29 protein-coding genes are annotated in these 24871 nt (G+C 68.6%); 12 read left to right on the plus strand and 17 right to left on the minus strand.

Annotated features, from left to right (window positions below; all coding sequences use genetic code 11):
- Positions 1–6: 6 nt before the first annotated feature.
- Together ilvN and DI276_RS04395 are read right to left on the minus strand one after the other, a co-directional pair.
- Positions 7–513 (minus strand): acetolactate synthase small subunit, encoded by a 507-nt coding sequence (ilvN, locus tag DI276_RS04390; RefSeq protein ID WP_030467896.1) that lies wholly within the window; start codon positions 511–513, stop codon positions 7–9.
- Complete coding sequence (locus DI276_RS04395; protein WP_112261968.1) at positions 513–2345, minus strand: acetolactate synthase large subunit; 1833 nt, start codon at positions 2343–2345, stop codon at positions 513–515. Before DI276_RS04395 ends, ilvN begins: the two co-directional genes overlap by 1 nt.
- Positions 2346–2577: 232 nt before the next feature.
- On the opposite strand from DI276_RS04395, the gene DI276_RS04400 reads away from it, so the two are divergent.
- The 3 genes from DI276_RS04400 (at position 2578) to ilvD (ending at position 5357) form a co-directional block, all read left to right on the plus strand.
- Positions 2578–3012: a PH domain-containing protein gene (locus tag DI276_RS04400; protein ID WP_157984510.1), complete on the plus strand. Its 435-nt coding sequence runs from the start codon at positions 2578–2580 to the stop codon at positions 3010–3012.
- On the plus strand, positions 3009–3434 hold the full coding sequence (locus tag DI276_RS04405) for a vitamin K epoxide reductase family protein (protein ID WP_112261970.1): 426 nt from the start codon (positions 3009–3011) through the stop codon (positions 3432–3434). The genes DI276_RS04400 and DI276_RS04405 overlap by 4 nt, the downstream gene beginning before the upstream one ends.
- A gap of 78 nt (positions 3435–3512) precedes the next feature.
- Positions 3513–5357: a dihydroxy-acid dehydratase gene (gene ilvD, locus DI276_RS04410; RefSeq protein ID WP_112261971.1), complete on the plus strand. Its 1845-nt coding sequence runs from the start codon at positions 3513–3515 to the stop codon at positions 5355–5357.
- Here ilvD and DI276_RS04415 read toward each other — a convergent pair.
- From DI276_RS04415 to DI276_RS04425, 3 genes are all read right to left on the minus strand, one after another.
- Positions 5354–5596 carry a hypothetical protein gene (locus DI276_RS04415; RefSeq protein WP_112261972.1) on the minus strand — a complete coding sequence of 81 codons (243 nt, stop codon included), beginning with the start codon at positions 5594–5596 and terminating at the stop codon, positions 5354–5356. The two genes, ilvD and DI276_RS04415, sit on opposite strands and share 4 nt — an antisense overlap.
- A gap of 5 nt (positions 5597–5601) precedes the next feature.
- A complete protein-coding gene (locus tag DI276_RS04420) occupies positions 5602–6330 on the minus strand; it encodes a DoxX family protein (RefSeq protein WP_232836441.1) in 729 nt (242 codons plus the stop codon).
- An 80-nt stretch (positions 6331–6410) separates the two neighbouring features.
- Positions 6411–7325, minus strand: coding sequence for a 2-hydroxyacid dehydrogenase (locus tag DI276_RS04425; RefSeq protein WP_232836442.1), 915 nt, complete (start codon positions 7323–7325; stop codon positions 6411–6413).
- A 19-nt stretch (positions 7326–7344) separates the two neighbouring features.
- On the opposite strand from DI276_RS04425, the gene DI276_RS04430 reads away from it, so the two are divergent.
- Positions 7345–8256: an alpha/beta fold hydrolase gene (locus DI276_RS04430; RefSeq protein ID WP_232836443.1), complete on the plus strand. Its 912-nt coding sequence runs from the start codon at positions 7345–7347 to the stop codon at positions 8254–8256.
- Positions 8257–8266: 10 nt separating this feature from the next.
- Entirely contained in the window at positions 8267–9427 is a 1161-nt protein-coding gene (locus DI276_RS04435) for a PQQ-dependent sugar dehydrogenase (RefSeq protein ID WP_232836444.1), read from the plus strand.
- Here the strand turns inward: DI276_RS04435 and DI276_RS04440 are convergent.
- Positions 9406–10344 carry a LysR family transcriptional regulator gene (locus DI276_RS04440; protein WP_198680454.1) on the minus strand — a complete coding sequence of 313 codons (939 nt, stop codon included), beginning with the start codon at positions 10342–10344 and terminating at the stop codon, positions 9406–9408. The genes DI276_RS04435 and DI276_RS04440 overlap by 22 nt on opposite strands.
- 124 nt (positions 10345–10468) lie before the next feature.
- Between DI276_RS04440 and DI276_RS04445 the strand changes: the two genes are divergently transcribed.
- Genes DI276_RS04445 through DI276_RS04455 form a run of 3 tightly spaced genes read left to right on the plus strand, consistent with a single transcriptional unit; the run spans position 10469 to position 11719 of the window.
- Positions 10469–11050 carry a hypothetical protein gene (locus DI276_RS04445; RefSeq protein WP_112261976.1) on the plus strand — a complete coding sequence of 194 codons (582 nt, stop codon included), beginning with the start codon at positions 10469–10471 and terminating at the stop codon, positions 11048–11050.
- Positions 10986–11354 carry an SgcJ/EcaC family oxidoreductase gene (locus DI276_RS04450; RefSeq protein ID WP_112261977.1) on the plus strand — a complete coding sequence of 123 codons (369 nt, stop codon included), beginning with the start codon at positions 10986–10988 and terminating at the stop codon, positions 11352–11354. Before DI276_RS04445 ends, DI276_RS04450 begins: the two co-directional genes overlap by 65 nt.
- On the plus strand, positions 11351–11719 hold the full coding sequence (locus tag DI276_RS04455; protein WP_112261978.1) for a VOC family protein: 369 nt from the start codon (positions 11351–11353) through the stop codon (positions 11717–11719). The genes DI276_RS04450 and DI276_RS04455 overlap by 4 nt, the downstream gene beginning before the upstream one ends.
- Positions 11720–11738: 19 nt before the next feature.
- Here DI276_RS04455 and DI276_RS04460 read toward each other — a convergent pair whose 3' ends face one another.
- From DI276_RS04460 to gatC, 7 genes are all read right to left on the minus strand, one after another.
- Entirely contained in the window at positions 11739–14225 is a 2487-nt protein-coding gene (locus DI276_RS04460; RefSeq protein ID WP_112261979.1) for a M14 family zinc carboxypeptidase, read from the minus strand.
- 209 nt (positions 14226–14434) lie between these two features.
- Positions 14435–17008 carry a CHAT domain-containing protein gene (locus tag DI276_RS04465; protein WP_157984511.1) on the minus strand — a complete coding sequence of 858 codons (2574 nt, stop codon included), beginning with the start codon at positions 17006–17008 and terminating at the stop codon, positions 14435–14437.
- An 82-nt stretch (positions 17009–17090) separates the two neighbouring features.
- Entirely contained in the window at positions 17091–17360 is a 270-nt protein-coding gene (locus DI276_RS04470) for a hypothetical protein (protein WP_112261981.1), read from the minus strand.
- 185 nt (positions 17361–17545) lie between these two features.
- The gene (gene gatB / locus DI276_RS04475; protein WP_112261982.1) at positions 17546–19048 is read right to left on the minus strand and encodes an Asp-tRNA(Asn)/Glu-tRNA(Gln) amidotransferase subunit GatB; all 1503 of its coding nucleotides are present in this window, start codon (positions 19046–19048) and stop codon (positions 17546–17548) included.
- Positions 19045–19242 (minus strand): hypothetical protein, encoded by a 198-nt coding sequence (locus DI276_RS04480; protein WP_332874610.1) that lies wholly within the window; start codon positions 19240–19242, stop codon positions 19045–19047. The genes gatB and DI276_RS04480 overlap by 4 nt, the downstream gene beginning before the upstream one ends.
- Positions 19239–20723: an Asp-tRNA(Asn)/Glu-tRNA(Gln) amidotransferase subunit GatA gene (gene gatA / locus DI276_RS04485; protein WP_112261983.1), complete on the minus strand. Its 1485-nt coding sequence runs from the start codon at positions 20721–20723 to the stop codon at positions 19239–19241. The genes DI276_RS04480 and gatA overlap by 4 nt, the downstream gene beginning before the upstream one ends.
- Entirely contained in the window at positions 20720–21019 is a 300-nt protein-coding gene (gatC, locus tag DI276_RS04490) for an Asp-tRNA(Asn)/Glu-tRNA(Gln) amidotransferase subunit GatC (protein ID WP_086660690.1), read from the minus strand. Before gatC ends, gatA begins: the two co-directional genes overlap by 4 nt.
- Positions 21020–21249: 230 nt before the next feature.
- Between gatC and DI276_RS04495 the strand changes: the two genes are divergently transcribed.
- Positions 21250–21903 carry an ACT domain-containing protein gene (locus DI276_RS04495; RefSeq protein WP_198680476.1) on the plus strand — a complete coding sequence of 218 codons (654 nt, stop codon included), beginning with the start codon at positions 21250–21252 and terminating at the stop codon, positions 21901–21903.
- On the opposite strand, the gene DI276_RS04500 is transcribed toward DI276_RS04495, so the two are convergent.
- A complete protein-coding gene (locus DI276_RS04500) occupies positions 21900–22583 on the minus strand; it encodes a 3-keto-5-aminohexanoate cleavage protein (RefSeq protein WP_112261985.1) in 684 nt (227 codons plus the stop codon). The two genes, DI276_RS04495 and DI276_RS04500, sit on opposite strands and share 4 nt — an antisense overlap.
- Positions 22584–22643: 60 nt before the next feature.
- Here DI276_RS04500 and DI276_RS52925 point away from each other — a divergent pair, with 60 nt between their 5' ends.
- Together DI276_RS52925 and DI276_RS04505 are read left to right on the plus strand one after the other, a co-directional pair.
- Complete coding sequence (locus DI276_RS52925; RefSeq protein ID WP_269814223.1) at positions 22644–22766, plus strand: hypothetical protein; 123 nt, start codon at positions 22644–22646, stop codon at positions 22764–22766.
- A gap of 77 nt (positions 22767–22843) precedes the next feature.
- The gene (locus tag DI276_RS04505) at positions 22844–23068 is read left to right on the plus strand and encodes a hypothetical protein (RefSeq protein WP_112262212.1); all 225 of its coding nucleotides are present in this window, start codon (positions 22844–22846) and stop codon (positions 23066–23068) included.
- Between the two features lie 88 nt (positions 23069–23156).
- Here DI276_RS04505 and DI276_RS04510 read toward each other — a convergent pair whose 3' ends face one another.
- Positions 23157–23594 carry a GNAT family N-acetyltransferase gene (locus tag DI276_RS04510; RefSeq protein ID WP_112261986.1) on the minus strand — a complete coding sequence of 146 codons (438 nt, stop codon included), beginning with the start codon at positions 23592–23594 and terminating at the stop codon, positions 23157–23159.
- Positions 23595–23635: 41 nt separating this feature from the next.
- On the opposite strand from DI276_RS04510, the gene DI276_RS04515 reads away from it, so the two are divergent.
- Complete coding sequence (locus DI276_RS04515) at positions 23636–24064, plus strand: SWIM zinc finger family protein (protein WP_112261987.1); 429 nt, start codon at positions 23636–23638, stop codon at positions 24062–24064.
- On the opposite strand, the gene DI276_RS04520 is transcribed toward DI276_RS04515, so the two are convergent.
- Together DI276_RS04520 and DI276_RS04525 are read right to left on the minus strand one after the other, a co-directional pair.
- The gene (locus DI276_RS04520) at positions 24050–24592 is read right to left on the minus strand and encodes a hypothetical protein (protein WP_112261988.1); all 543 of its coding nucleotides are present in this window, start codon (positions 24590–24592) and stop codon (positions 24050–24052) included. The genes DI276_RS04515 and DI276_RS04520 overlap by 15 nt on opposite strands.
- Positions 24589–24852, minus strand: coding sequence for a hypothetical protein (locus DI276_RS04525; protein ID WP_157984512.1), 264 nt, complete (start codon positions 24850–24852; stop codon positions 24589–24591). Before DI276_RS04525 ends, DI276_RS04520 begins: the two co-directional genes overlap by 4 nt.
- Positions 24853–24871 lie beyond the last annotated feature (19 nt).

The raw sequence follows: 24871 nt of genomic DNA on the forward strand, positions 1-24871 counted from the left end.
AATTTCTTAACGCACCGCGGTGGCGGTGATGGAACGAGCGCCACGGCCGATGGCGACCATGCCGGACTGGACGATCTCGCGAAGCCCGTAGGGCTCCAGCATGCGCAACAACGCGTCGAGCTTCTCAGACGTGCCGGTGGCCTCGATCGTGACCGCTTCCGGGGACACGTCGACGACCTTCGCGCGGAAGAGCTGCACGGTTTCGAGGACCTGCGACCGCACCGTCGCATCGGCCCGAACCTTAATCAACACCAGTTGCCGCTGAACGGAAGCGGTCGGCTCCAGCTCGACGATCTTGATGACGTTGATGAGTTTGTTGAGCTGCTTGGTCACCTGCTCCAGGGGCAGCTCGTCGACCGAGACCACGATGGTCATGCGGGAGATGTCGGGGTACTCGGTGCGGCCGACCGCCAGCGACTCGATGTTGAAGCCGCGGCGGGAGAACAGACCGGCGACGCGCGCGAGCACACCGGGCTTGTCCTCGACCAAAACGCTCAGCGTGTGCCTGGTCATCACAGATCCTCGTCGAACAGGGGGCGGATGCCGCGGGCGGCCATGATCTCGGAGTTGCCGGTGCCCGCTGCGACCATGGGCCACACCTGGGCGTCCTTGCCGACGACGAAGTCGACCACGACCGGCCGGTCGTTGATCTCCAGCGCCTTCGCGATCACCTCGTCCACCTCCTCGCGCGACTCGGCTCGCAGGCCGACGCAGCCGAGGGCCTCCGACAGGAGCTTGAAGTCTGGGATGCGGTGCTTGTGCGTCCCCAGATCCGTGTTGGAGTACCGCTCGCCGTAGAACAGGGTCTGCCACTGCCGGACCATGCCCAGGTTGCCGTTGTTGATGACGGCGATCTTCACCGGCAGGCCCTCGATGGCGCAGGTGGCGAGCTCCTGGTTGGTCATCTGGAAGCAGCCGTCGCCGTCGATGGCCCACACCGTGCGGTCCGGCTCGCCGGCCTTGATGCCCATCGCGGCGGGGACGGCGAAGCCCATCGTGCCGAGGCCGCCGGAGTTGATCCACGTGCGCGGGTGCTCGTACTTCACGAACTGCGCGGCCCACATCTGGTGCTGTCCGACGCCCGCGGTGTAGATCGTGTCGGCCGGAGACAGCTGGCCGATGCGCTCGATGACGTACTGCGGCGAAAGCGTGCCGTCCTCCGGCCAGTCGTAGCCGAGCGGGAACGTCTCGCGGATCGAGTTCAGCGTCTCCCACCACGGCGCGAGGTCGACGGCCTTGGCCGTCTCGCGCTCGGTGCGGACCGCGTCGATCAGTTCGGTGATGATCTCCTTGCAGTCGCCCACGATCGGGACGTCCGCGCGGCGGTTCTTGGAGATCTCGGCCGGGTCGATGTCCGCGTGGATGATCTGCGCGTCCGGCGCGAACGAGCCCAGCTGGCCGGTGACGCGGTCGTCGAAGCGGGCGCCCAGCGCGATCAGCAGGTCCGACTTCTGCATCGCCGCGACGGCCGCGACGGTGCCGTGCATGCCGGGCATGCCGAGGTGCTGCTGGTGCGAGTCGGGGAACGCCCCGCGCGCCATCAGCGTGGTGACGACCGGGATGCCGGTGTCCTCCGCGAGGCGCAGCAGCTCGGCGTGCGCGTCCGCCTTGATCACGCCGCCGCCCACGTAGAGCACGGGCTTGCGGGCGCTGACGATCAGCTTGGCGGCTTCGCGGACCTGCTTGCCGTGCGGCCGGGTCGTCGGCCGGTAACCGGGCAGGCGCAGCTCGGGCGGCCAGGAGAAGCTCGTGGTCTCCTGCAGCACGTCCTTGGGGATGTCGACCAGCACGGGGCCGGGTCGGCCCGTCGCGGCGATGTGGAACGCCTCCGCGATCGCCCGCGGGATCTCCGCGGCGTCGGTCACGAGGACGTTGTGCTTGGTGATCGGCATCGTGATGCCGCAGATGTCCGCCTCCTGGAAGGCGTCCGTGCCGATCAGCGGCCGCGACTGCTGGCCGGTGATCGCGACGACGGGCACGGAGTCCATGTTCGCGTCCGCGAGCGGGGTGACGAGGTTCGTCGCACCCGGTCCAGAGGTGGCCATGCAGACCCCGACCTTGCCGGTGGCCTGCGCGTATCCGGTCGCCGCGTGTCCCGCGCCCTGCTCGTGGCGGACCAGGATGTGCCGGACCTTCGTGGAGTCCAGCAGCGGGTCGTACGCGGGAAGGATCGTCCCGCCGGGAATGCCGAACACCACTTCACACCCGACCGCCTCGAGCGAGCGGACGAGGGACTGCGCCCCGGTCACTCGGATCGGCGCGCCGGTGGGCGGAGCCGGTTTGGGCCGCGGACCTGGACGTGGCGACGAGGGCTCGGAAGCCTGTCGCGATGGTGCGCTGGTCATTGGTTTGCCTCGTGGGTATCGGGGTCCGGACACGAAAAAACCCTCGACAACCCGAAGATGGGTCGTGCGAGGGTCGCGCGTCGACGCAGGCTGTTCGGCTCAGGCGTCGACGCGCCTGAGAAGTACGAGAACGAGCGTGCGCTGCATGGACCGGACGTTATCGCCTCGCGCAAGAGTGCGTCAACTCTGCGAGATGGAATTCCCGGATCGTGGACGTGGAACAATCCTTCGGGTGAAGAAGCTGGTCTTTCGCATCCCGGCAACGGCGCTGCTCGCAGCGGGTCTGATCGCCATCTGCGTGACTCCTGTGGCGTGGGTCGCTCCCGGACTGCAAGCGCTCTACGTCCTGCCGCTCGGATACGCGTACTGGGTCGTCCGCAACCGCACCACGGTCACCGAGGAGTCGCTCGTCGCACGTGGACTGTTCGGCTCGACCGAGGTGAAGTGGGACGAGTTGAAGTCCATCCGGCTGGTCCAGAAGGGCTGGCTGAAGGCGGTGAAGTCCGACGACACCGAGGTGACGCTGCCCGCGGTGCGGCTCATGCACCTGCCGGCGCTGTCGCTGGTCAGCGGTGGACGTGTGCCGGACCCGACGGTCAAGGAAGAAGCGGCTGCGGACGAGGTCGCCGAGGAAGCCGCAGAAGAGGTCGTAGAGTCGGAGAAGTGATCCGACGAGTTCCGCTGCTGAGCCTGCTGCTGTCCATCGCAGGCCTGCTGACCTCGGCTTACCTGACGTACACGCATTTCAACGCCGGCGCGCTGCTGTGCTCGGCCGACGCCGTCATCGACTGCGAGACCGTGACCACGAGCGAGCAGTCCGCGCTCTTCGGCATCCCCGTCGCGTTCCTCGGGCTGGCGTTCTTCGCGTTCCTCACCGTGATCTGCCTCCCGTTCGCGTGGCGGATCGAGGCGCTGAAGTGGGTGCGCCTGGCCGCGATCGGCGTGGGCGTGCTGATGGTCGTCTACCTGGTCGCGGCGGAGTTCCTCGTCATCGGCAAGATCTGCCTGTGGTGCACCGTTGTGCACGTGATCACGCTCGCGCTGGCCTATCTGCTGGTCTCCGCGAGTCTGCGCACAAGTAACCTTTGAGGCACCGCTCCCAGACTGATGGTCGCCCGCACCCCTGGCGTCCCGCGCGTTTTCTCTTGAACTGAATCTGGAGGAGCAGTGCCTCAGCTCCGCTCTCGCACCACCACGCACGGCCGCAACGCAGCCGGTGCCCGCGCTCTCTGGCGCGCGACCGGCATGACGGACAGCGACTTCGGCAAGCCCATCATCGCGATCGCCAACTCCTACACGCAGTTCGTGCCGGGTCACGTGCACCTGCGGGACCTCGGCGACATCGTGGCCGAGGCCGTGCGCGAGGCGGGTGGCGTGCCGCGCGAGTTCCACACCATCGCGGTCGACGACGGCATCGCCATGGGCCACAGCGGCATGCTCTACTCGCTGCCCAGCCGCGAGATCATCGCCGACTCCGTCGAGTACATGGTCAACGCGCACCAGGCCGACGCGATCGTCTGCATCTCGAACTGCGACAAGATCACCCCCGGCATGCTGAACGCGGCGATGCGGCTCAACATCCCCGTCGTGTTCGTGTCCGGCGGGCCGATGGAGGCCGGCAAGGCCGTCGTCGTCGAGGGTGTCGCCGTGGCGCCGACCGACCTCATCACCGCGATCGCCGCGTCCGCTTCTCCCGCGGTGAACGAGGAGGGCCTCAGCGAGGTCGAGCGGTCCGCGTGCCCGACGTGCGGTTCGTGCTCCGGCATGTTCACCGCCAACTCGATGAACTGCCTCACCGAGGCCCTCGGCTTGTCGTTGCCGGGCAACGGATCGACGCTGGCGACCCACGCCGCGCGTCGCGAGCTGTTCTCCGAGGCCGGTCGCGTGGTCGTGGAGCTGTGCAAGCGCTGGTACGGCGAGGACGACGAGTCGGCGCTGCCGCGGTCGATCGCGAACCGCAAGGCGTTCGAGAACGCGATGGCGCTCGACATGGCCATGGGCGGCTCGACGAACACCGTGCTGCACATCCTCGCCGCCGCGCAGGAGGGCGAGATCGATTTCACGCTGCAGGACATCGACGACCTGTCCCGCCGCGTGCCGTGCCTGTCCAAGGTGTCGCCGAACTCCGACTACCACATGGAGGACGTGCACCGGGCCGGCGGAATCCCCGCGCTGCTGGGCGAGCTCTACCGCGCCGGGCTGCTCAACGACGACGTGACGTCGGTGCACACGCCGACCCTCGCCGAGTGGCTCGGCAAGTGGGACATCCGGGCGGAGAACCCGTCTGCCGAAGCTTTGGAACTGTTCCACGCCGCTCCCGGTGGCGTCCGCACGACCGAGGCGTTCTCGACGTCGAACCGGTGGTCCTCTTTGGACACGGATGCGCAGAAGGGGTGCATCCGCTCCTTCGAGCACGCCTACACCAAGGACGGCGGCCTGGCCGTGCTGCGCGGCAACCTGGCCGAGCGCGGCGCGATCATCAAGGCCGCCGGCATCGACGAGGAGCTGTGGCACTTCGAGGGCCCGGCGCGCGTCGTCGAGTCCCAGGAGCAGGCCGTCTCGGCGATCCTGAACAAGGAGATCCAGGCGGGCGAGGTGCTCGTCGTCCGCTACGAGGGCCCGTCCGGCGGCCCCGGCATGCAGGAGATGCTGCACCCCACGGCGTTCCTGAAGGGCGCCGGCCTCGGCAAGAAGTGCGCGCTGATCACGGACGGCCGCTTCTCCGGTGGCTCGTCGGGTCTGTCGATCGGCCACATCTCGCCGGAGGCGGCGGGCGGCGGCACGATCGGCCTGGTCGAGAACGGCGACCGGATCCTCATCGACGTGCACGAGCGGCGGTTGGAGCTGCTGGTGGACGACGAGGTGCTGGCCGAGCGGCGCGCCAAGATGGAGGCGTCGGAGCGACCGTGGCAGCCGGTGGACCGGATCCGTCCGGTCACGGGTGCGCTGCGGGCGTACGCACGGATGGCGACCGACGCGTCGACCGGTGCGGTGCGCGACCCGAGCCGTTAGAGGCTGAGCGCAAGCGCCAGACAAGCCAGAAAAACGAGCCAGCCCGTCAGCGGACCGCTGACGGGCTGCTCTGTTCTCTTGACCATGACGCCGCTGACGATCAGACCTGCGAGCAGGCCCAACGGCGGTAGCAGGGACTTCGCGGTGAGACCGAACGGGAACGCCACCAGGTACACGACCGGAATCCCGATCACCAGCAGGGCGAGCTGGAGCAGCGCTCCCATCAAGTTCTTCCGCACAGGGCTTATCGGAACACGAAGAACGTGGCCGCCGCAGCACCGCCGCCGAGCACGAGGGCGATGAAACCGGCTGCCAGCGGGTGCCGGAACCAGCTGCGGTTGTAGTCCAGCGCGGCCCGGCCAGGTCCGGCGAACAGCGCCGCGAACGCCATGCCGGCGAGCGCCAGCTCCAGCTCCACGCCGTTGGGGCCGAAGAAGCCGCCCTTGTACTTCAGCGCGATGACGTTCGCCATGACCGCGAGCAGACCCGCCGCGGCGAGCGGCGTGAAGAGGCCCAGCACGAGCAGGCCGCCGCCCGCGAGCTCCGTGATGCCGGTGACCCAGGCGAGGACGACCGACTCGCGGTAGCCCATCTTCTCGAGCGACTGCGCGAAGCCGTTGATGCCGGGACCGCCGAAGAGCCCGAAGACCTTCTGCAGGCCGTGCAGCACGAAGATGCCGCCGAGCACGGCGCGCAGGCCGAGCAGACCGAGGTCGGGGCCCACGGTCCAGCCGAACTTCTTGCGCTCGTCCTCGAACGGATCGTCGTCGACCGCGTTGTCCACAGTGGACCTGTCCAGCGGGGTGTAGCCCGTCGGAGTGTCGAACGCCTTCGTCGTGGAGTCGTACGGCGACCCAGCACCGGCTCTGGTGGTGCTGTCGTCGAAGTGGTGCACTCCCCCTCCGCTGCTCGAGTAGAACGAGTCGTCGGAGAAAGCGCTCGATGTGGTCGAGCCTTTGTCGTGAGTAGCCACGCCCGCACGCTAGGAGACCCGGTACGGGCGCGCGAGAGCCGAACGGCAGCTTAGGTTCACCCTAATGGAGTAGGGGCTCCCTAGTAAGCACCGTTCACAAGATTGCGCGGACGCTCCCCTGCAACGTAGCGAGCGATCTCGGAAGCAACGATGGCGTACGCGCGATGTGTGTGCCCCGTGCACGATCCTGCCACGTGCGGGGTGAGGAACAGCCCCGGCGCGGTCCACAGTGGATGATCCGCCGGAAGAGGTTCGGGATCGGTCACGTCGAGAGCCGCGCGCAGTCGCCCGGAATTCAGTTCCGCGACCAATGCATCGGTGTCGACGACGGGCCCGCGGGCGCCGTTGACCAGGATCGCGTTGTCCTTCATCGCGGCCAGGAACTTGGCGTCGACCAAATGCCTGGTCTCCTCCGTCATCGGCGTGAAGATCACCACCACGTCGAACTCCGGCAGCAGCGCCGGCAGCTCGTCCACCCCGCGCACGCCGTCCCTGGCGGTGCGGCCGACGAGCACGGCAGAGGCGTCGAACGGTTCGAGGCGCCGCTGCAACTGCTCGCCGAGGTCGCCGGCACCGACGATCAGAACCTTCTTGCCCTGCAAGGTGTCCGTCAGGTGGTAGTCCCAGCGGCCCTCGGCGCGGGCGCGTTCGAAAACGAGGAAGTCTCGGTATATCGCCAGCAACGCGCCGATGGCCCACTCCGCGGTGCTGCCGCCGTGTGCGCCACGGCACGTGGAAAGCAGCACACCCTCCGGCACCCGACCGACGAAGTTCTCCGCGCCCGCGCTCAGCAGCTGCACGAACTTGAGCTTCGGCAACTGCGCGAACACGTCGCGGGGGTCGGTGCCGGCGAGGAACTTCGGTACCAGGATCTCGGCGTCCAGGCCTTCCGCGGGCAACGGCTGGCCGGGCTCATAACGAACCGGCCGGACACCGTCCACCTGAGACAGCGCCTGCACTCCGAAGTCATCTGGCACGAGCACGGTGAGCGTCACAAGGCCAAAGTACGTCAGAATGACGACCATGCGGGAGCACGACGTCATCTCCTGGGACGGCACGAAGGTCCGAACGTGGCAGGTGCCAGGCGAGGGCACACCGGTGCTGCTGTGCCCTGGCGTGGGTTCAGGGCCGGAGTCGTGGCCGTCGCTGGCCGACCGCGGCGGCCTGCTCAGCTGGTACATGCGCGGCACGATGGGCTCTGACCGGCCCGTCGACGAGCGCAACATCTCGTTGGACGACCACGTGTCGGACGCGATCGCCGTGCTGGACGACGCGGGCATCGAGCGGTGCGTCGTCATGGGCTGGTCGATGGGCGTCACGATCGCGGCCGAGCTGGCGTTGCGGCATCCCGAACGGGTGGCGGGCGTGCTGCTCGTCGCGGGTGCGCCGGGCGACTCGTTCGAGGCGATGCTGCCGGTCGTTCCCAAGACCCTGCGCCGGTTCGTCGGACTGACCGGGACGAAGCTGTTGCAGCAGGCCGGTCCGGTGCTCGACAAGGTGCTGCACCGGATCCCGGTGACGGACGCGACGACGTTCCTGCTGCGGCACAGCGGCGTGATCAAGCCGAGCAGCGACCCGAAGGCCGTGACGAGCGCGGTCAGCCGGTTCCTGCAGCACGACTGGCGCTGGTACTTCACGCTGGCGCTCGCGCTGGGCGAGACGCCGCGCCAGGACCTCGGCCCGATCGTGTGCCCGATCACACTGCTGGCCGGGCGAGACGACCTGCTGGCGACGACGGAGAGCATGTCCGGTCCCGTCGGCGCGCTGCCGCAGGCCCGGCTGAGGGTGCTGCCCTGCAGCCACTACCTGCCGCTGGAGGCGCCGGAGGTCGTCAGCGCCGAGCTCGACCTGCTGCTGGACCGGGTGCGTTCGGTCGATTTCGCGACCTCGGAGGCGTTCACCGAGGGTTCACGGTCACGGACCTAGCCTGGGCGTCGTGGTTCGTTCCGTCGTGTTGTTGGCCGCCGCCTGCCTGCTGGCAGGGGGCTGCGCGAGCTTTCCTGACGAGCCGGCACCGACGAGTTGGAGCGCCCAGCCACAGCTGACCCCGCAGGCGGGCCCGCGTCCCGAACTGCCGGGCGAGTACCGGCCGACGCCGGGCGACCAGGGCAGGGGGCAGACGCCGCAGAGCGTGCCGCCGCCGCAGGGCTGCAAGGACTTCAACCCCGCGGTGATCGCCACCTGCCTCAACACCGTCACGGGCGTCGCGCCGATCGGCGGGGACGCACAGGGCGGGGTCGCCGCCTACGCGACCGAGCGCGGTGGCCGGCTGGTCAAGGTAACCAAGGACGTCGACCCCGTCGTGATCGCGCAGATCGAGGTGGACACGTCGTCCGACGGCGGCCTGACCGGGCTCGCGTTGTCGGCGACGTTCGCCGAGGACCAGCTCGCGTACGTGTACGCGACGACCGCCACGGACAACCGGGTGCTGCGGATCGCGCCCGGTGACACGCCCAAGCCGATCCTCACCGGCATCCCGAAGGGACCGTCCGGCAACCGCGGTGTGCTGGCCAGCGACCGCAGGGGCGGGCTCCTCGTCGCCACCGGTGACGCCGGGAACCCCGCGCTGGCCGCCGACCCGAGCTCGCTCGCGGGCAAGGTGCTGCGCATCGACGGCTCCGGCAAGCCCGCCCAGGGCAACCCGACGGCCGGCAACGCGGTCGTCACGTCCGGGCTGCGGCAGCCGGGCGGCCTGTGCGTGTCGGCCGACGCCGAGAAGATCTGGGTCACCGACTGGTCGGCCAACTTCGACGCCGTCTACCGCGTCACGCCCGGCAAGCTCGGTGACGCCGCGTGGACGTGGCCGGACCGGCCGGGCGTGCTGGGCTGCGCCTCGCTGTCCGACGTGCTGTGGGTGTCCACCGCGAAGACGCCCGGTCTGCAGAACCTGCCGATGAACTCCGCCGGTGCGTTCACGGGCAAGCCGACGCTCACGATGGACGACCCCAGCAGCTACGGCCGGATGGGCCCGATCGAGCAGATCAACGACTCGGCCGCGCTCATCGGCACCATCAACAAGGCCGGTGGGCAGCCCATCTCGTCCGACGACAGGGTCGCGATCCTGGTGCGCTCGGGTCAGAACCCCGGCAAGGACTGAGCAGCCCACCAGCGGGCGTAGACCTCACTCTCCTCGACCAGCTTCAGGTAACCGGCCGCGACCTGCTCGCACAGGTCGTCGACGTCCGCCGCGACCGGCGCGTCCAGTCGCCAGGCCAGCACGACCTCGCGGACCAGCGGGTTCCCGGTGACCGGCAGCCGCGCGACACCGGGTGGGGTGCCGCCGACCGGGTAGAGCGGGCACACCGCGCCGGACTCCCTGATCAACGTCAGCGCGACGTGCGCCTCGCTGCTGAAGTGCGCGATCCGCTGCTCGAACCCGGCCGCCGCGCACTCGCGGGCGAAGTGGGCGTTCATGCCGCTGTCGTCCGGCTCCGGCATGACCCACTTGTCGTCGGCGAGCGCGGCGAGCGGTACCTCGGGCTCGTGTGCGTACGGGTGGTGCTCCGGCACGCCGACGAACAGCGGCTCGCGGGTCAGCAGGCGGTGTCCCACGTTCGGCGGAAGGTTCAGCGGAGTGCCGGGAAATTGACGCATTACCGCGATGTCGAGCTCACCTGTCGTGAGCAACGCGGTGAGCGTCCCGGTCTCCTTGATGGTGCGGCTGGTGACGTTGTCTTTGAGGGCGGCCACGAGTAGTCCGAAATGATAAGCGGGGATTCCGGCGAGCCTGGTAGGAGCGCTGGGGCTTTGCGCGTTACGGCGCGTTACGCGTTCCAGCGTGTGCAGCTGGATGAGCATCGACCGCGCCTCCTGCACGAAATCCGTGCCGGTCGGGGTGAGCTTGGCACCGTCGGCGGTGCGCACGAACAACGCGCCACCCAGGTGGTCCTCGATGCGTTTGAGCTGCGTCGTCACCGCGGGCTGGGTGAGGTGCAGGCGTGCGGCGGCCTTGCGCAGGCTGCCGCAGTCGGCGATCGCCACGACCAGTTCGAGGTGTCGCACTTCCAGACGCATGCACCCGATGTTATCGCTGAATGTAATAGGCCGAACACCCTTCGCAATCGATACGTTCGGCATCGTGATGGAATTGGCCGAGCGCCCGACGCGCACCGATGCGGTGCTGTTTTCGGACCGCGCAGTGAAAACGTTTCTGGAGGCCGCGTCCGCCGAATACTCGTTCATCACCGAGGACGAACCGAGACCGTGTTTCGCGGTCCTGCTGGGTCTCACCGCGGGCTCGGAGGCCGTGGTCTCCGACGTCGCGTTCGGCCGCAACGCGCGGCTGACCGACCCCTCGGCGCGCGAGGAGTTCGCGGCCACGATCGTGCCGCGGTTCGGCACGGCGTACGAGAACCCGGTGCGGGCGTGGTGGCTCGACCCCGCCGACCTGCTCACGATCACGCGCACGGCCGACGCCGCGGGCTTGGACGTCCTCGGCTCGATCCACCTGCACCCGGACTGGCACCGGCTCGGCCCGGAGTGCGAGCGCGACCGGCCGTTGAGCGACAGCCCGACGCCGATGGACGAGCACATGTTCCGCAACAGCGGATGGCCCGTGAACGTCGTCTGCTACCTCGAACGCCGCCATGGCGGCCTCTACTACTCGCTTGCCGCGTGGGACGCCGAGTGCCTGCGCCTGCCCTTGAGGACTTCACATGACCGAGCAGATCTACGCGCTGTGGCAACGCATGGAGCAGGGCTGGGCCCTTGGCGACGGTGAGGCGTTCGCCGGCGTGTTCAGCGAGGACGTCGACTTCGTGACCGTGCGCGGTGAGGAGCTGTTCGGGCGGCGGGCCGTGGCGCTCGGGCACGGCCAGCTCTTCGCCGGGCCGTACCGCGACACCAAGCTGACCACCGAGATCAGCCTGATCAAGCCGCTGTCCGAGGAGATCTCGGTCGTGCACGTCACGTCTTCCATCGCCCCGGCGGGCATCACCACGCACGCGCAGGCCGTCGTCGTGCGGCGCGCTGACGGGTGGGAGATCGCCGCGTTCCACAACATGATCCCGAAGGGAAAGTCATGAGCAGGCCCCGGTTGCGGCACATCGCGTTCGTCGTGCAGGACGCGAAGGAGATGGCCGACTTCTACACCTCGCGGTTCGGGATGGAGCTGTTCCACACCGACCCCGACGGCAGCCACTTCGTCACCGACGGGTACATCAACCTGGCCCTGATCCAGCAACGCCTGGACGGCGACGTCCCCACCGGCTTCAACCACTTCGGCTTCCACGTCTCCTCGGTTGAGCCCTATCTGGAGACATTGGAGCCCAAGCCGGCGCTGCGTGGTGGGGACCGGCCGTTCGCGGAGTACCGCGCCATCGACCCCGAGGGCAACTGGTTCGACCTCTCAGCCCACGGCTTCCTGCCGCCAGGAGCCGGGGAGGCGTGAACCTCCCCGGCTCGGGTGACTAGCGCGTGCCCGTCCAGAAGATGGCGCGCGCAACCTGGGCGTACAGGCCCTTCGGGTGGTTGCGGAACATCGGCTCGGTGCCGAACAGCACCACCTTCGTGCCGCCCGCCGACGTGCCGGAGACGACCGCCGCCTGACCCGCGGCGGCGTCCTGGCCGCCGGTGCCGTTGTCGCGGGCGTGCCAGTGGCCCGCCGCGATCACCGTGCTGCCGTAGCGCTGCTCGACCGTCACGCCCGCGCCGAGGTTCGTGAACCACTGCGGCGAGTAGACGAACGAGTGCGGCAGCGCGCCGGTGCCGACCGGGCCGGTGCCGTTGACGACGTTCACGACACCGTTGGCGTCCTCCCACCCGGCGACCGGCGTTGCCTGCAGGAGCTTGGCGTCGACGTTGAACTTGCTGCCCGTCGCACCGCGCGTGACAACGCCACCGCGCTTGAGGAACTCGTCGAGCGCGGCCTTCGCGGCAGGGGTGAGCTGGGTGTAGTTCAGGCCCGCACCCACGTACAGCGTGTCGATGCGCGACCAGTCGAAGCCTGCGTTCAGCACGGCCGTGGAGATCGTGCGGACGTCGAACCCGGACTCCCGCAGCACCTGCAGCTCATCTGCCGAAACGGCGGCCGCGACCACCTTGCGCTGCAACGCGACGCCGCCGGGCTTGGCGGTGGTGAAGCGCACGCCGTAGCGGTCGGCGACTTCCTGCGCGGCGGCCCGGTCCTGGGCCGGGACGACGACCGTGCCGTCGTCCTGCCTGCGCAGCTCGAGGCCGCGGGACAGCAGGTCGTTGACGGCGTTGACGTCCTTCTGGTCGGTCAACGTCAGCGCCAGGTCGGCACCAGGCGCGGCGTCGACGGCACCGGTCGGTGCGGCGGCCACGACGGGCTTGCCGTCGAACCGGAACGGACCGCTCTTGTAGATGTCGACGGACGCGCCCCAGAGCAGGCGGTGGCTCCAGCCGGAGATGTCGTACATCACCGGCGCCTTGTCGGAGATGTCGCTGCCCTGCTCCAGCATCACGTTCGCGAGGCCGCGCTTCGGCTGGTGCATGTCCACGACGTACGACCCGGCCGGATAGCGCTTACCGCCCAGGGTGAACGGCCGTTCGGCGCGCTCGACCCGGACGTCGTGCCGGACGAGCTGGTCGACGAGCCGCGCGGCGGCGGGCGCCGACCGGTCACCGGTGATCACGTAGGCGCGCGGGAACTCCGTGGTGAAGCGGTCTTCCGGCCCGAAGCCGGGCACGAACCCGTCCGGGATGTACCGCTGCGCCTCACCGGCGGCACCGCGGCGGAACATCTCCGTCTGGTTCGCGATGAGGTCGCGCCGGTTGTCGTCCACGTAGTCGAGCGTGGTGTTGATGGTGGCCTCGACGACGTCGGTGTTGATCTTCGAACGCCGCTGCAGCTCGGCCGCCGGCAGGGCGTCGTAGTCGCCGCGGTTGACCCGCATCGGGATCTCGATCGTGTACGAGACGGCACCGTGGTACATCGCGTACTGCGCGGTGTAGATCGGCGCCCAGCCGTCCCACTCGCCGACCGGGTAGTCGCGGAACGGGATCTCCGGCTTCGCCGCCTCCGGGTGTCCCAGCGCCTGCACGGCCTTCTCCATCAGCAGGCCGTTGGCGTAGCCGTGCTTGATGTAGAGGTCGAAGTCGTAGTTCTGGCCGTGCGGCGGCGTGGTCGGCTCGATCAGCGTGTTCGCCACGTAACCGTGCTCGTCCAGCATCATCAGCGGCTGGGTGCGTTCGACCATCTCCTGCATCGCCCGGTTCTCCGGCTGGGAGTTCGTGACGAAGTCGCGGTTGAGGTCGAAGCCGGCGGCGTTCGCCCGCGTACCGGCGACGCGGCCGTCCGGGTTCGCGGTCAGGTTGAAGTAGATCCTGCTGCGCCGCAACAGGTTCTGCACCTCACGGTCGTTGCTCGTGGCGAGGTGCTCGATGACCCGCAGCGCGCCGTCGGTGCCCTCCCACTCGTCACCGTGGATGTTGTTGTTGATCCAGATCGGTGCCTTGTAGAGACCGGCAGGGACGTTGCGTCCCTCTTCGACGGTGGCCCGGAACCGTTCCTGGATGCGGGTTTCGGTGGGACTCTCCGGCGCGGTCAGCGTCACCAGGTACAGGTCGCGGCCGAGCCCGGACTGACCGGCCACCTCGACCGAGATCCGGTTGCTCTTCTGCTGCAACGCGTTCAGCTTCGGCGCGAGCGAGTGGTACGGCGCGAGGCCGAGCTTGATGGCTTTGTCGGCCGGGTTCTCCGGGTAGGTCCGCAGCTTGGTCCTGCGCGGGTAGCCCTGGTGGCGGTCGGCCTGGTTTTCCCCCTGGGCCAGCACGGACTGCGCCGAGAAAGCGCTGTCCAGCGTGGCTACTTCGTTGCGCTCAGGCCCGTTCCCGGGCTCTCGGTCTGGGTTCGACGGTTGTGCTGATCCGGTGACGGGCGCCGCCACGGCAGCGGCGACCGCCAGAAGAACAGCGAGCAGAGTTCTGCGCATGCGGTCGTTTCTCGCACAACGGCCCGCGTATCGACTAGAGCCGATAGGCGGGCCGTTGTCTTCCCCTCGGTCAAGACCTGGACCACGAGACTGGCACAGACCACCGCGATGAGCGAGAGAAGTTCACCAACCTCGCTCGCCAACTGGGGCACAAATAACCACTGACCTGCGCGTTCAGTTCACTGAACGGTGACAACCACTCGAACGGCCTAGCCAGAACCCAGGCACAGGAACGGCCGCCGGAACGGGTCCTTCGCCATCGCCTCGGCCAACGCCACCGCCGGCGCCGCACCGGCCACCAACGCCTGGTGGTAGTCGGCCATCGCGGCCGCGCTGACCTCGTCGCCGACCTTGCTGGCGGCGGCCACGACCGTCCGGGTACCGCCCGCGAGCATCGCCCCGGCGAACCCCAACGCCTCGTCACCAGGCCTGATCCGGTTCAACGCCAGCGAGCAGGCGGCGAGCACGACGTGCGCCGGCGGCTTCCTGAGCCGGCCGAGCTCGTGCGCGAACAAGGGCCCGTCGACCAGCTCAAGCCGCGAGAACAACGCGTTCTCGTTCTCGTGCTCACCGTGCGCCGCGACGTGCACGAGATCCGCGCCGTCGAGATGCGCGAGAACCTCCGCGGCCGTCGCGTCCTCACCCGACAGCACCTTGGCCTTCTCGTGGTGCGCGGCGAGCCGGTCCAGCTCACCGTCCGCGAACTGCAGGCTCGGCCCCCGCACCAGCAACACCCGATCAGCCCTGGGCTGGCCGGCCTGGGTCGCGGCGAGCCAGGCCGTCGCACTCGGCGCCGTCACGACCGGCCGCCCGTGCAGACTCGGGATGACACCCCACGGCACCGCGTACAAGGTGCCGGTCGGCACCACCACCAACTCGCGCTCGCCGATCAGCCGGCTCAACGGCTTGATCAGCAACGCATCGAGCGTGTCCGCCTGCCTGCGCGCCGACGCTCCGATGACCTGCACCAACGGCGGCGGCAGGTAATCAGGCGCCAACGCGTTGAGGTCGAAGTGGAGCTTCTGGGCGCTCTCCAGCGCCTCCTTCGCAGCACCCAGCCGAACCATCCGCACCTTGCCGCCGGCGATGACGACGGCGACCATCCCGCCCGCCGACACCACAAAGCTGACCATGGCCCGCTCGCCCAGCTCGGCGATCACCTCGGTCAGCTCGGCCATCGGGCGCGGCTTGCCCCAGCGCTGCGCGTTCCAGCCGAGCCGGTTCGCCTCCCGCTGCGCCTTGGCCAGCTTGGTGCGCAGCTCCTGGGTGGGCCTGCCGTCCAGACCCGCTCGCATCAGGTCCCGACCGAGCCCGCGGACCTCCACGATCCGCTCGGCCAGCTCAGAGTTCTCCACGTGCTCCAGCGGCTCGTAGCGGTAGGTCTGCGCGCGGGTGCGTTCCAGCCACACGAACAGCTGCCGTGCGTCATTGCTCTCCAGCACCAACCGGATCGCAAGCTCGCCGAGCTCCCTGCCGTGCACAGCGGTGGCCGACACGAGTTCGAGTCCGCCGAGCTGGTCGCGCACCTGCCCGAGTTCTTCCAGGCCTCTGCGGGCGTGCAGCAACGCGGATCGGCGATTGCCCTTGGCCAACGCGAGTTCCGCGAGCACGAGCCTGCGTTGCATGCGGTGATCGATCGGAGTGACGGCACGAGGACCGGGCAGCTGCCGCAGCAACTCCTCGGCGTCGGCGGTCCTACGCCTGCGCACTTCGAGCCGTGCGGCGAGCAGCTTCGCCAGTCTGGCCTCGTCGACGAGGTGGTTCGCCGCGAGCTCGTCGGAGAGCGACAACGCCTTCTGCACCAAGGAGTTTGTCACACGCTTTGTCTGCATCGCGTGTGCCCAGAGTTCGATCAGCGCGGCCATCATCCACCAGGTGCTGCCGCGCTTCACCAGCTTGCGCGACGACGCCTTCGCCATCCTCCGTGCGAGGTCGAACTGGTCGTCCAGCAACGCCGCCGACGCGCGGAACATCTCGACCTCAGCGACGTCCTGTCCGACCTTCTCCTTGCGCATCACCGGCAACGCCTCGTCGAGCGCCCGACCGGCCTCATCGGACAGTCCGATCATGAGCATGGCTTCCGCCTGGTCGAGTTGGACCCCGCTGAGCAACGAAGCCTGCTCCTGAAGACGAAGAACACGCCCGGCTTCCTCGTAGTACCGCAAGGCTTCCGCGAGGTCGCCGCTCTGCTTGTAGGTGTTTGCCAGAGCATGCTGCGTGTACGGATACAGGTCGTCCAGCTTGTGCTCGCGGGAAAGCGCGCTCGCGCGTTCCAGGTCGGCGATCGCGACGTCACGTCGGCGGACAGCCGCATTGGCAAAGGCACGGGCGATGCGCGCCGAGGCGAGTTGTCGTACGAGGTTGGGCTCCAGTGGATCCGGCGAGGACGCCATTTCGTTCTCGATGAAGCCGATGATCGGGCCGAACCACTGAACCGCCTGCTCCGGCTGGCCGAGCCGCAGAATGATGTTGCCCTGACTGTGGTCAATGCACCCGTTCAGCAACGCTCGCAGCTTGGGGTCTGCGAGGGTGTCGGCTTCGCGCCGGGCGGCATCGAACGTCTCGACTGCGACGGACATTCCGCTGGTCTCGCCGAGGCTGCGGCCCAGGGTGTAGAGGATTCGCACCCGCAGGTCTGTCCGTTCCGGACTGTCAGGGGCGCGATCGGTGTGCACGAGTGCACGGTTGAGCAGCCGGATGGCCGCAGGAGCGCGGTAGTTCTCCTGCTCGGCCCATCCGCTTCTGTACAACTCGCGCGCTCTGGTCAGGGCACGAGCGGGCATGTGATCATCACACCACATGCCTCCAAATGGCGCTGTCCGCCAACCAGGCGCAGGCCAGGTCGACGGACAACGCAGAGGGTGACTAGCTGACCTTTTCCGCGGTGGCCAGGTTGTCGGGGTGGTTCGGGCAGTCCTGGTCGTGCTCGACGTCACCACCGGAGTCGGCAGTGCCGACCAGCATCATCGGGCCAGGCGGACGGCCGCAGCACATCGGCTTGACCTCGGGCTCCACCGGTGGCGGCACTGGGACCGGAGTCGGCTCGGGTGTGACCGGCGTGCCCTCGAGCACGGACTCGGCTTCCTGGACCACCTCGGCCCCGGCCACATCCAGGTTGTCGCGCTGGACGGTCATGAGGTTTCCCCCCTCGTTTGGACTATTTACTTCCCATCCCCCCAGATGGGTGCGTCAGGAAGAGTCGCACACACGGCTACAGGTATACGTCTCATTTAGCTAACAGCCACTCGGTCGGCCTAAGATCACAAAGGGCCACCTGCACAAACAGGTGACCCTTTGTGATTTCTGGCGCGATTATGTATCTACGAGCAGCGTGCGACCACGATCTCGCGAACGCGCGCCGCGTCGGCCTGACCCTTCGTGGCCTTCATGACCGCGCCGACGATCGCACCGGCTGCCTGGATCTTGCCGTCGCGGATCTTCTGCGCCACGTCCGGCTGGGCGGCGAGGGCCTCGTCGACGGCCTTCTCCAGCGCCGAGTCGTCCGAGACGACCTTGAGGCCGCGCTTCTCGACGACGTCGTCCGGTGAGCCTTCGCCTTCGAGCACGCCGTTGACGGCCTCGCGGGCGAGCTTGTTGGTCAGCGCGCCCGAGTTCACCAGCTCGACCACCCGTGCCACCTGGGCCGGGGTGATGGCGAGGTCGGTGAGCTCGATGCCCTTCGCGTTGGCCTGCTGCGCCAGGTACGACACCCACCAGGAGCGGGCCTCGTCCGGCTTCGCGCCCGCCTCGACGGTCGCGATGATGAGGTCGAGCGCGTTGGCGTTGACCAGGTCGCGCAGCACCTCGTCGGTGAGGTTCCACTCCTTCTGGATGCGCGCGCGGCGCTCCCAGGGCAGCTCCGGCAGCGTGCCGCGGAGCTCCTCTACCCACTCGCGCGACGGCGCGATCGGGACCAGGTCCGGCTCGGGGAAGTAGCGGTAGTCCTCCGCCGTCTCCTTCTTGCGGCCGGGCGAGGTCGAACCGGACGACTCGTCGAAGTGACGGGTCTCCTGGGTCACGGAACCACCGGACTCCAGCACCGCGGCCTGACGCGTCATCTCGAACCGCACGGCGCGCTCGACGCTGCGCAGCGAGTTGACGTTCTTGGTCTCGGTGCGGGTGCCCAGCTCGCCGGTGGTCTTCGGCGAGAGCGAGACGTTCGCGTCGCAGCGCAGCGAGCCCTGGTCCATGCGGACGTCGGATACGTCGAGCGCCTTCAGCAGGTCGCGCAACGCCGTGACGTACGCGCGGGCCACCTCGGGAGCGCGCTTGCCGGTGCCCGGGATCATCTTCGTGACGATCTCGATCAGCGGCACGCCCGCGCGGTTGTAGTCGAGCAGCGAGTGCTCGGCACCGTGGATGCGACCGGTGGCGCCACCGACGTGCAGCGACTTGCCGGTGTCCTCCTCCATGTGCGCGCGCTCGATCTCGACGCGGATGACCTCGCCGTCGTCCAGCGTCACGTCGAGCCAGCCGTTGAAGGCGATCGGCTCGTCGTACTGCGACGTCTGGAAGTTCTTCGGCATGTCCGGGTAGAAGTAGTTCTTCCGCGCGAACCGGCACCAGTCGGCGATCTCGCAGTTCAGCGCGAGGCCGATGCGGATCGCGGACTCGACGGCCTTGCCGTTGACGACCGGCAGCGAGCCGGGCAGACCCAGGCACGTCGGGCAGGTGTTCGTGTTCGGCTCGCCGCCGAAGACGTTGGCACAGCCGCAGAACATCTTCGTGTTGGTGTGCAGCTCGACGTGCACCTCGAGGCCCAGGACGGGGTCGTACTTCTCGACAACCTCGTCGTAGTCCATCAGCTCAACCAGAGAGGTCATGCCAACTCGTCCTTCCGCAGAGCACGAACGGCCAGCGCCGCACCGGTGAGCGCCACCGCGATGCTGGCGATCGCGTTCGCCAGCAGCAGCTTGTCGTTCTTCGCACGGGCGTTCCGGAAGCCGGAGAACGCTCCCACGGCTCCAGCCACAGCGCCCGCGAGGCCGAGGAGGCCCTTTGCCTTCTTGATGTTCACAGCGACGGCCCCCCAAACGCACCACGCGCGGCCTCGTAGGCGGCGGCGACGCGGTACATGCGGTGGTCCTGCAGCGCCGGAGCCATGATCTGCAGGCCGACCGGCAGACCGTCCTCATCGGACAGACCACTCGGGACGCTCATGGCCGGGGTGCCCGCGAGGTTCGCGGGAATCGTGCAGAGGTCCGCCTTGTACATGGCCATCGGGTCGTTCGCGCGCTCACCGATCTTGAACGCCGTGGTCGGCGTGGTCGGCGAGATCAGCACGTCGAAGTTCTCGAACGCCTTCGCGAAGTCCTGCGTGATCAGCGTGCGGACCTTCTGGGCCGAGCCGTAGTACGCGTCGTAGTAACCGGACGACAGCGCGTACGTGCCGATCATGATGCGGCGCTTGACCTCGGGGCCGAAGCCGGCCTCGCGGGTCAGCGACATGACCTCCTCGGTGCTGCGCGTGCCGTCGTCGCCGACGCGCAGGCCGTAGCGCATGGCGTCGAACCGGGCGAGGTTCGACGAGCACTCGCTCGGCGCGATGAGGTAGTAGGCGGGCAGCGCGTAGTCGAAGCTCGGGCACGACACGTCCGCGATCTCCGCGCCGAGCTCCTTGAGCTGCGACACGGCGGCCTCGAAGCTGCGCAGCACGCCCTGCTGGTAGCCCTCACCGCTGAACTGCGTGACGACGCCGATGCGCAGGCCGGACAGGTCGCCGGACAGCCCCTCGCGGGCGGCGGCGACGACCGGCGGCACCGGAGCGTTGATGGACGTGGAGTCCATGTGGTCGTAGCCGGCGATGATCTCGTGCAGCAGCGCGGCGTCGAGCACCGTGCGCGCACACGGACCGGCCTGGTCCAGGCTCGACGAGAAGGCGACGAGGCCGTAACGGGAAACGCCGCCGTAGGTCGGCTTCACGCCGACGGTGCCGGTGACCGCGCCGGGCTGACGGATCGAGCCACCGGTGTCGGTGCCGATCGCGAGCGGCGCCTGGTGGGCGGCCAGCGCGGCGGACGAGCCACCGCCGGAGCCGCCGGGGATGCGGTCGAGGTCCCACGGGTTGTGCGTGGGCCCGTATGCCGAGTTCTCGGTGGACGAACCCATGGCGAACTCGTCCATGTTCGTCTTGCCGAGGATGACGACGCCGGCTTCCTTGAGCTTGCGGGTCACCGTCGCGTCGTAGGGCGGCAGCCAGCCTTCGAGGATCTTGGAACCGACCGTGGTCGGCACGCCCTCGGTGGTCATGACGTCCTTGAGCGCCAACGGCACACCGGCGAGCGGGCCTACCTGCTTGCCGGCCTTGACGTCCTCGTCGACCTTGCGGGCCTGCGCGAGCGCGCCCTCGGTGTCGACGTGCAGGAAGGCGTTGACGCGTTCGTCCGTCGCGGCGATGCGGTCCAGGTGGGCCTGCGTGACCTCGACGCTGGAGACCTCACCGCTGTGGATCTTCGCGGCGAGCTCGGCCGCGGTGGCGTGGATCAGGTCGTTGGTCATGCTTCCTCACCCAGGATGCGGGGCACGCGGAACCGGCCGTCCTCGGCTTCAGGAGCGCCTGAGAGCGCCTGCTGCTGACCGAGGCTCGGACGGACCACGTCCTCGCGGAAGACGTTGGTCAGCGGAACGGCGTGCGACGTCGGCGGGATGTCAGCCGTGGCGATGTCGCCAACGGTCGCCACCGACTGGAGGATCACGTCGAGCTGGCCGGCGAACAAGTCGAGCTCGTCCTCGGTGACGGCCAGCCTGGCGAGCTTCGCCAGGTGCGCGACCTCGTCGCGGGAGATGCTGGGCACTCCTGTCAACCCCCGTAGGGTCGGGATTACGAATCGGGAACCCCGTGAGTCTATGGGCTGGTCAGTGCGGTCTTCGAACGGGTTACCGCCTCCGTGGTTGACCGGCACGTCAACTTAACCGTTCCGCAACGCGGACAGCAGGTCATGCAATGACGATGCGTCTGCGAGAATCACCGACCGGCACGGCTTAGGACGCGGGGTCCCGAGCACGAGCTATGGAGGCGTTCACCTTGTCGTTCCTGATCCGGGTCCAGCTCCCGGACCGTCCCGGCACCCTCGGCGCGGTCGCAACGGCTTTGGGCGAGATCGGGGCGGACATACTCAGCGTCGACGTGGTGGAACGCGGTTCCGGTGTCGCCATCGACGACCTGGTGGTGGAGCTCCCCTCCGGCCGTCTGCCCGACACGTTGATCACCGCCGCGGAATCCGTCGACGGCGTCGAGGTGGACGCGGTGCGCCCCTACGCGGGCATCCTCGACACCCACCGCGAGCTCGAACTGGTGGAGGAGATCGCCGAAGAGCCGCACAAGGGCCTCGAGGTCTTCACCGAGGGCGTCCCGAAGATCATCCGCGCCGGCTGGGCCGTCGTGGTCGGCCCGGAAGGTGCCGGGATCAACCGCCTGACCTCGTCCTCCGCCGCCCCGGAAACGCGCATGGCGTCCGCGCCGTGGTTCCCGCTGGAGCGCGCGACCGTGCTCGACGGCGAGGAGGAGTGGGTGCCGGAGACCTGGCGCGAGCTGGGCACCGAACTGGCCGCCACGCCGCTGGGCAAGCCGGACCGCGTGCTGGTCGTCGGCCGTCCCGGCGGCCCGATGTTCCGCGCCGCCGAGGTCGCCAGGCTGGCACACCTCGCCGGGATCGTGGCGGTCGTCCTCCCCGACTAGCTCGGCGCCCTGGACCGCTGGTTCCGGCGCGCCATCGCGACCAGCTCGGCGTTGTTCTTGGCCTTGCGCCCGTCCGGCATGTGCAGCGTGTCCTCCAGGCCCATCCGCACGCTGTGTTCGAGCGTGGCGGCGTAGGTGAGGACCGGCCACGCGTCGGCGTCCCTGCCGTGCAGCAGGATCGGCAGGCCGAGCGGTTCCACCTGCTGCAACAGGGTTTCCGCGTTCTGCAGGCTGGTGGTGACGGTGATCCTGGTGATGCCCGGCGGCAGGTCTTGCAGGTTGACCGGTGCTTCTACCACCAGTTCAACACCCACGTTGACCTGGTGCAACGCCTGCGCCAGCTCCCGCCAGCCCGGCTCGCCGACGTGGACGCTCGCGATGTCCGGGCGCCCGGCGGCGAGCGGCGCCCAACTGCCGATCAACGTGATGCGGTTGCTCAGCACGTTGGTGGACACGCTGATCTCGATGCCCGGCACGGCGGCCCGCACCGTCGCGATCGTGGTGGCCACCTCCGGGCCGACGAGCGTCGGCGCGCCGATGACGTCCCTCGGGTGGATGTGCACACTCGTCACGCCGAGCGCCGCGACATCGGCGGCGTCCTCGGCGAGGCGCTCGGGGGTCAGCGGCAGGGCCGGGTGCTCCTCGGCTGTGCGGGAGCCGTTCAGACAGGCTTGCAGCACACGTCATACGGTCCCACACAATCGTCGTGCGCGCGGTGCTTTCGGGGCTAACTTGAAGGCATGCGACTGGCCCTGGTAGCTGCCCAATCCGACCTGGCGATCGGCGATCTGGCACTCGGCGCGGCCGGGCTGCTCGCGGTGGCGGGCGTGATCGTCGTCGCCGTCATGCGACGGAAGCGCTGAGCGCTCTGTTCTGCGGGAGCCGTGATCTGCCACCAGAATCGGGCGTGGTCGACCCGACACCGGAGGTAAAGAAGATCATGGCTGTCACCGTGAACCTCGACATGCTCCTCGACAAGCAGTACGAGAACCTCCCGCTCAACGAGATCCTGGACGCCCCCGTCGACGCGCTGTCGGGCGTGAGCGCGGGTGACGCGGAGAAGCTCAAGGCCGCGTTCAACATCAAGACCGTGCGTGATCTGGGCACCAACAAGTACTTCCGCGCCGCCGTGACGTTGCTCGACCTGGAGTCGACGGCCCGCTAGAAAGTGCGGTGACCACCAGCCTTTGCCCCGTGTTCCGACGGTCAGACGGGTGCATCGCGGTGCCGGAAGACGCGGTGAAGGTTGGTGGTCACCGCACTTCCATGCGGTACATGACGAACGGCGTCTGCTCCGCCACCTGGTCGTAGAGCCGGCGAGCGGTTTCGTTCGACTCCTTGGTGTGCCAGTAGACGCGGCAGCAGTCGTGCTGTTTCGCCCACGCCGCCACCGCCTCGATGAGCGCGCGGCCGGCACCCCGGCCGCGTGCCTCGGGGGCGGTGAAGAGGTCCTGCAGGTAGCAGACGTCCGGGCCGGACGTGCTGGGGTGGCGGAAGAAGTGCGTGATGCCGACGATGTTGTCGCCGTCACGGGCGCACAGGGCGTGGATGGTCTCGTCCGCCAGGAACTTCTGCCACTTCTCGTCGTAGATCTCGGCCGGCAGCGTGCGTTCGTAGAAGGTGTTGTAGCCCTCGAAGAGCTCCTGCCACCGGTCGCGGTCCGCGGGGGTGAGCGGGCCGATCGCGATCATGTTGATCCTTACGTTGGTTCTTTGTGGGGTCACCCGGTTGGATGACCTTCGTGTCGACGACCCTCACCACCGACCTGCTCCTGCACCGCGCGGGCACCAAGTCGTACTGGCGCGGCCTCACCTACCGCGACGCCGTGCTGTCCCTGCGGGTGCACAGCAGGCACGTGGCGGCTCGGGTGCGCGGCAGTGACGACGCGACGTACGCGGTGGAGCTGTCGTGGTCGGGCACGCACCTGGTGGGCGAGTGCAGTTGTCCGCACGGGCTGGAGGGCTTCTTCTGCAAGCATTGCGTGGCGGTCGGGCTGGTGTTGCTGGACCGCGGTGAGACCGTGCCGCCGCCGGACGCCGAGGACGTGGAGCTGCGCGACGTGCTGAGAGCCCTGCCGGCCGACGTCCTGCGCGACCTCCTGTACGACCAGGCCGCCGGGGATCTCAAGCTGCGGGCGCGGATCATGTCATCGCTCCCTTGAGTAGCCGCAGAACTGCGTCTCCGGAGGCACGCCGCACTTGGTGCGCGGTGGGAGGGTGGCGGTGGCCAGCGCCCAGCCCGCGGCGGTGCGGTTGAAGATCAGCACGTGGCCGAAGCCGAAGGTGGTGTGCTGGAAGGTGTGGGAGTCCGCGAAGTACAGCTCGGTGCGCTCGGAGACGTGCGCGATGACGCTGCCGTCGTTGGCGACGGTGACGCGCTTCAGCTCGGTCGCGACCTGCGCGTGTGAATAGCCCGCGCCGCCTCTCGCAATCCATCGCTGGCGCCGCCGCTCGAGCTTGATCTCGTCGTTGCGCAGCTCGGCCGCCATGCGGTCGGTGGTGGGGATGCCGAAACCCGACGACTGCGGAACGTTGGTGACCTTGTCCGCCCTGCGTTCGAGGTAGCGCTGGGCCAGGTCCGCGATCTGCCGCCGGTCGTGCTGCGACAGATCATCTGCCGGTGCCGCGGCGGCTCCCAACGGGGCCATGAGGAGCGCGGTCGCGAGGAGCAACGGGGCGGCGGGCCTCATCTCGTCACCGCGCTGAGGTTTTGGGTGATGTCGACGGACTCGACCGCGAGTGCTTTGCCACCCCGGTCGTTCAGGTGCGGCTTCGCCCGATCCCGTTGGGTCTCGCCGACGATGTTCTTGAGCGCCGGCTCGTTGTTCTCGTTCATCGCCGCCAGATAGGTGTCGACGGCCGTGCGCGGATCGCTGGCACCGGTCGTGCCACCGGAGCAAGTGGCCAGCAGCATCAGTGCGGACGTGAGCAGGACAGCGGTTGGTCTCATGCGCGAACCCCCATTCGCG

The organism is Lentzea terrae (genome assembly GCF_003265345.1).
Taxonomy (GTDB): Bacteria; Actinomycetota; Actinomycetes; order Mycobacteriales; family Pseudonocardiaceae; genus Lentzea; species Lentzea terrae.

Excerpts from the sequence above, each read along its gene's own strand:
- ilvN (WP_030467896.1), bottom strand. The coding sequence starts at position 513 with ATGACCAGGCACACGCTGAGCGTTTTGGTCGAGGACAAGCCCGGTGTG.
- DI276_RS04395 (WP_112261968.1), bottom strand. The coding sequence starts at position 2,345 with ATGACCAGCGCACCATCGCGACAGGCTTCCGAGCCCTCGTCGCCACGT.
- DI276_RS04430 (WP_232836443.1), top strand. The coding sequence starts at position 7,345 with ATGACGACCATGCGGGAGCACGACGTCATCTCCTGGGACGGCACGAAG.
- DI276_RS04440 (WP_198680454.1), bottom strand. The coding sequence starts at position 10,344 with ATGCGTCTGGAAGTGCGACACCTCGAACTGGTCGTGGCGATCGCCGAC.
- DI276_RS04450 (WP_112261977.1), top strand. The coding sequence starts at position 10,986 with ATGACCGAGCAGATCTACGCGCTGTGGCAACGCATGGAGCAGGGCTGG.
- DI276_RS04455 (WP_112261978.1), top strand. The coding sequence starts at position 11,351 with ATGAGCAGGCCCCGGTTGCGGCACATCGCGTTCGTCGTGCAGGACGCG.
- DI276_RS04460 (WP_112261979.1), bottom strand. The coding sequence starts at position 14,225 with ATGCGCAGAACTCTGCTCGCTGTTCTTCTGGCGGTCGCCGCTGCCGTG.
- DI276_RS04465 (WP_157984511.1), bottom strand. The coding sequence starts at position 17,008 with ATGCCCGCTCGTGCCCTGACCAGAGCGCGCGAGTTGTACAGAAGCGGA.
- DI276_RS04470 (WP_112261981.1), bottom strand. The coding sequence starts at position 17,360 with ATGACCGTCCAGCGCGACAACCTGGATGTGGCCGGGGCCGAGGTGGTC.
- gatB (WP_112261982.1), bottom strand. The coding sequence starts at position 19,048 with ATGACCTCTCTGGTTGAGCTGATGGACTACGACGAGGTTGTCGAGAAG.
- gatA (WP_112261983.1), bottom strand. The coding sequence starts at position 20,723 with ATGACCAACGACCTGATCCACGCCACCGCGGCCGAGCTCGCCGCGAAG.
- DI276_RS52925 (WP_269814223.1), top strand. The coding sequence starts at position 22,644 with ATGCGACTGGCCCTGGTAGCTGCCCAATCCGACCTGGCGATCGGCGAT.
- DI276_RS04505 (WP_112262212.1), top strand. The coding sequence starts at position 22,844 with ATGGCTGTCACCGTGAACCTCGACATGCTCCTCGACAAGCAGTACGAG.
- DI276_RS04510 (WP_112261986.1), bottom strand. The coding sequence starts at position 23,594 with ATGATCGCGATCGGCCCGCTCACCCCCGCGGACCGCGACCGGTGGCAG.
- DI276_RS04515 (WP_112261987.1), top strand. The coding sequence starts at position 23,636 with ATGACCTTCGTGTCGACGACCCTCACCACCGACCTGCTCCTGCACCGC.
- DI276_RS04520 (WP_112261988.1), bottom strand. The coding sequence starts at position 24,592 with ATGAGGCCCGCCGCCCCGTTGCTCCTCGCGACCGCGCTCCTCATGGCC.
- DI276_RS04525 (WP_157984512.1), bottom strand. The coding sequence starts at position 24,852 with ATGAGACCAACCGCTGTCCTGCTCACGTCCGCACTGATGCTGCTGGCC.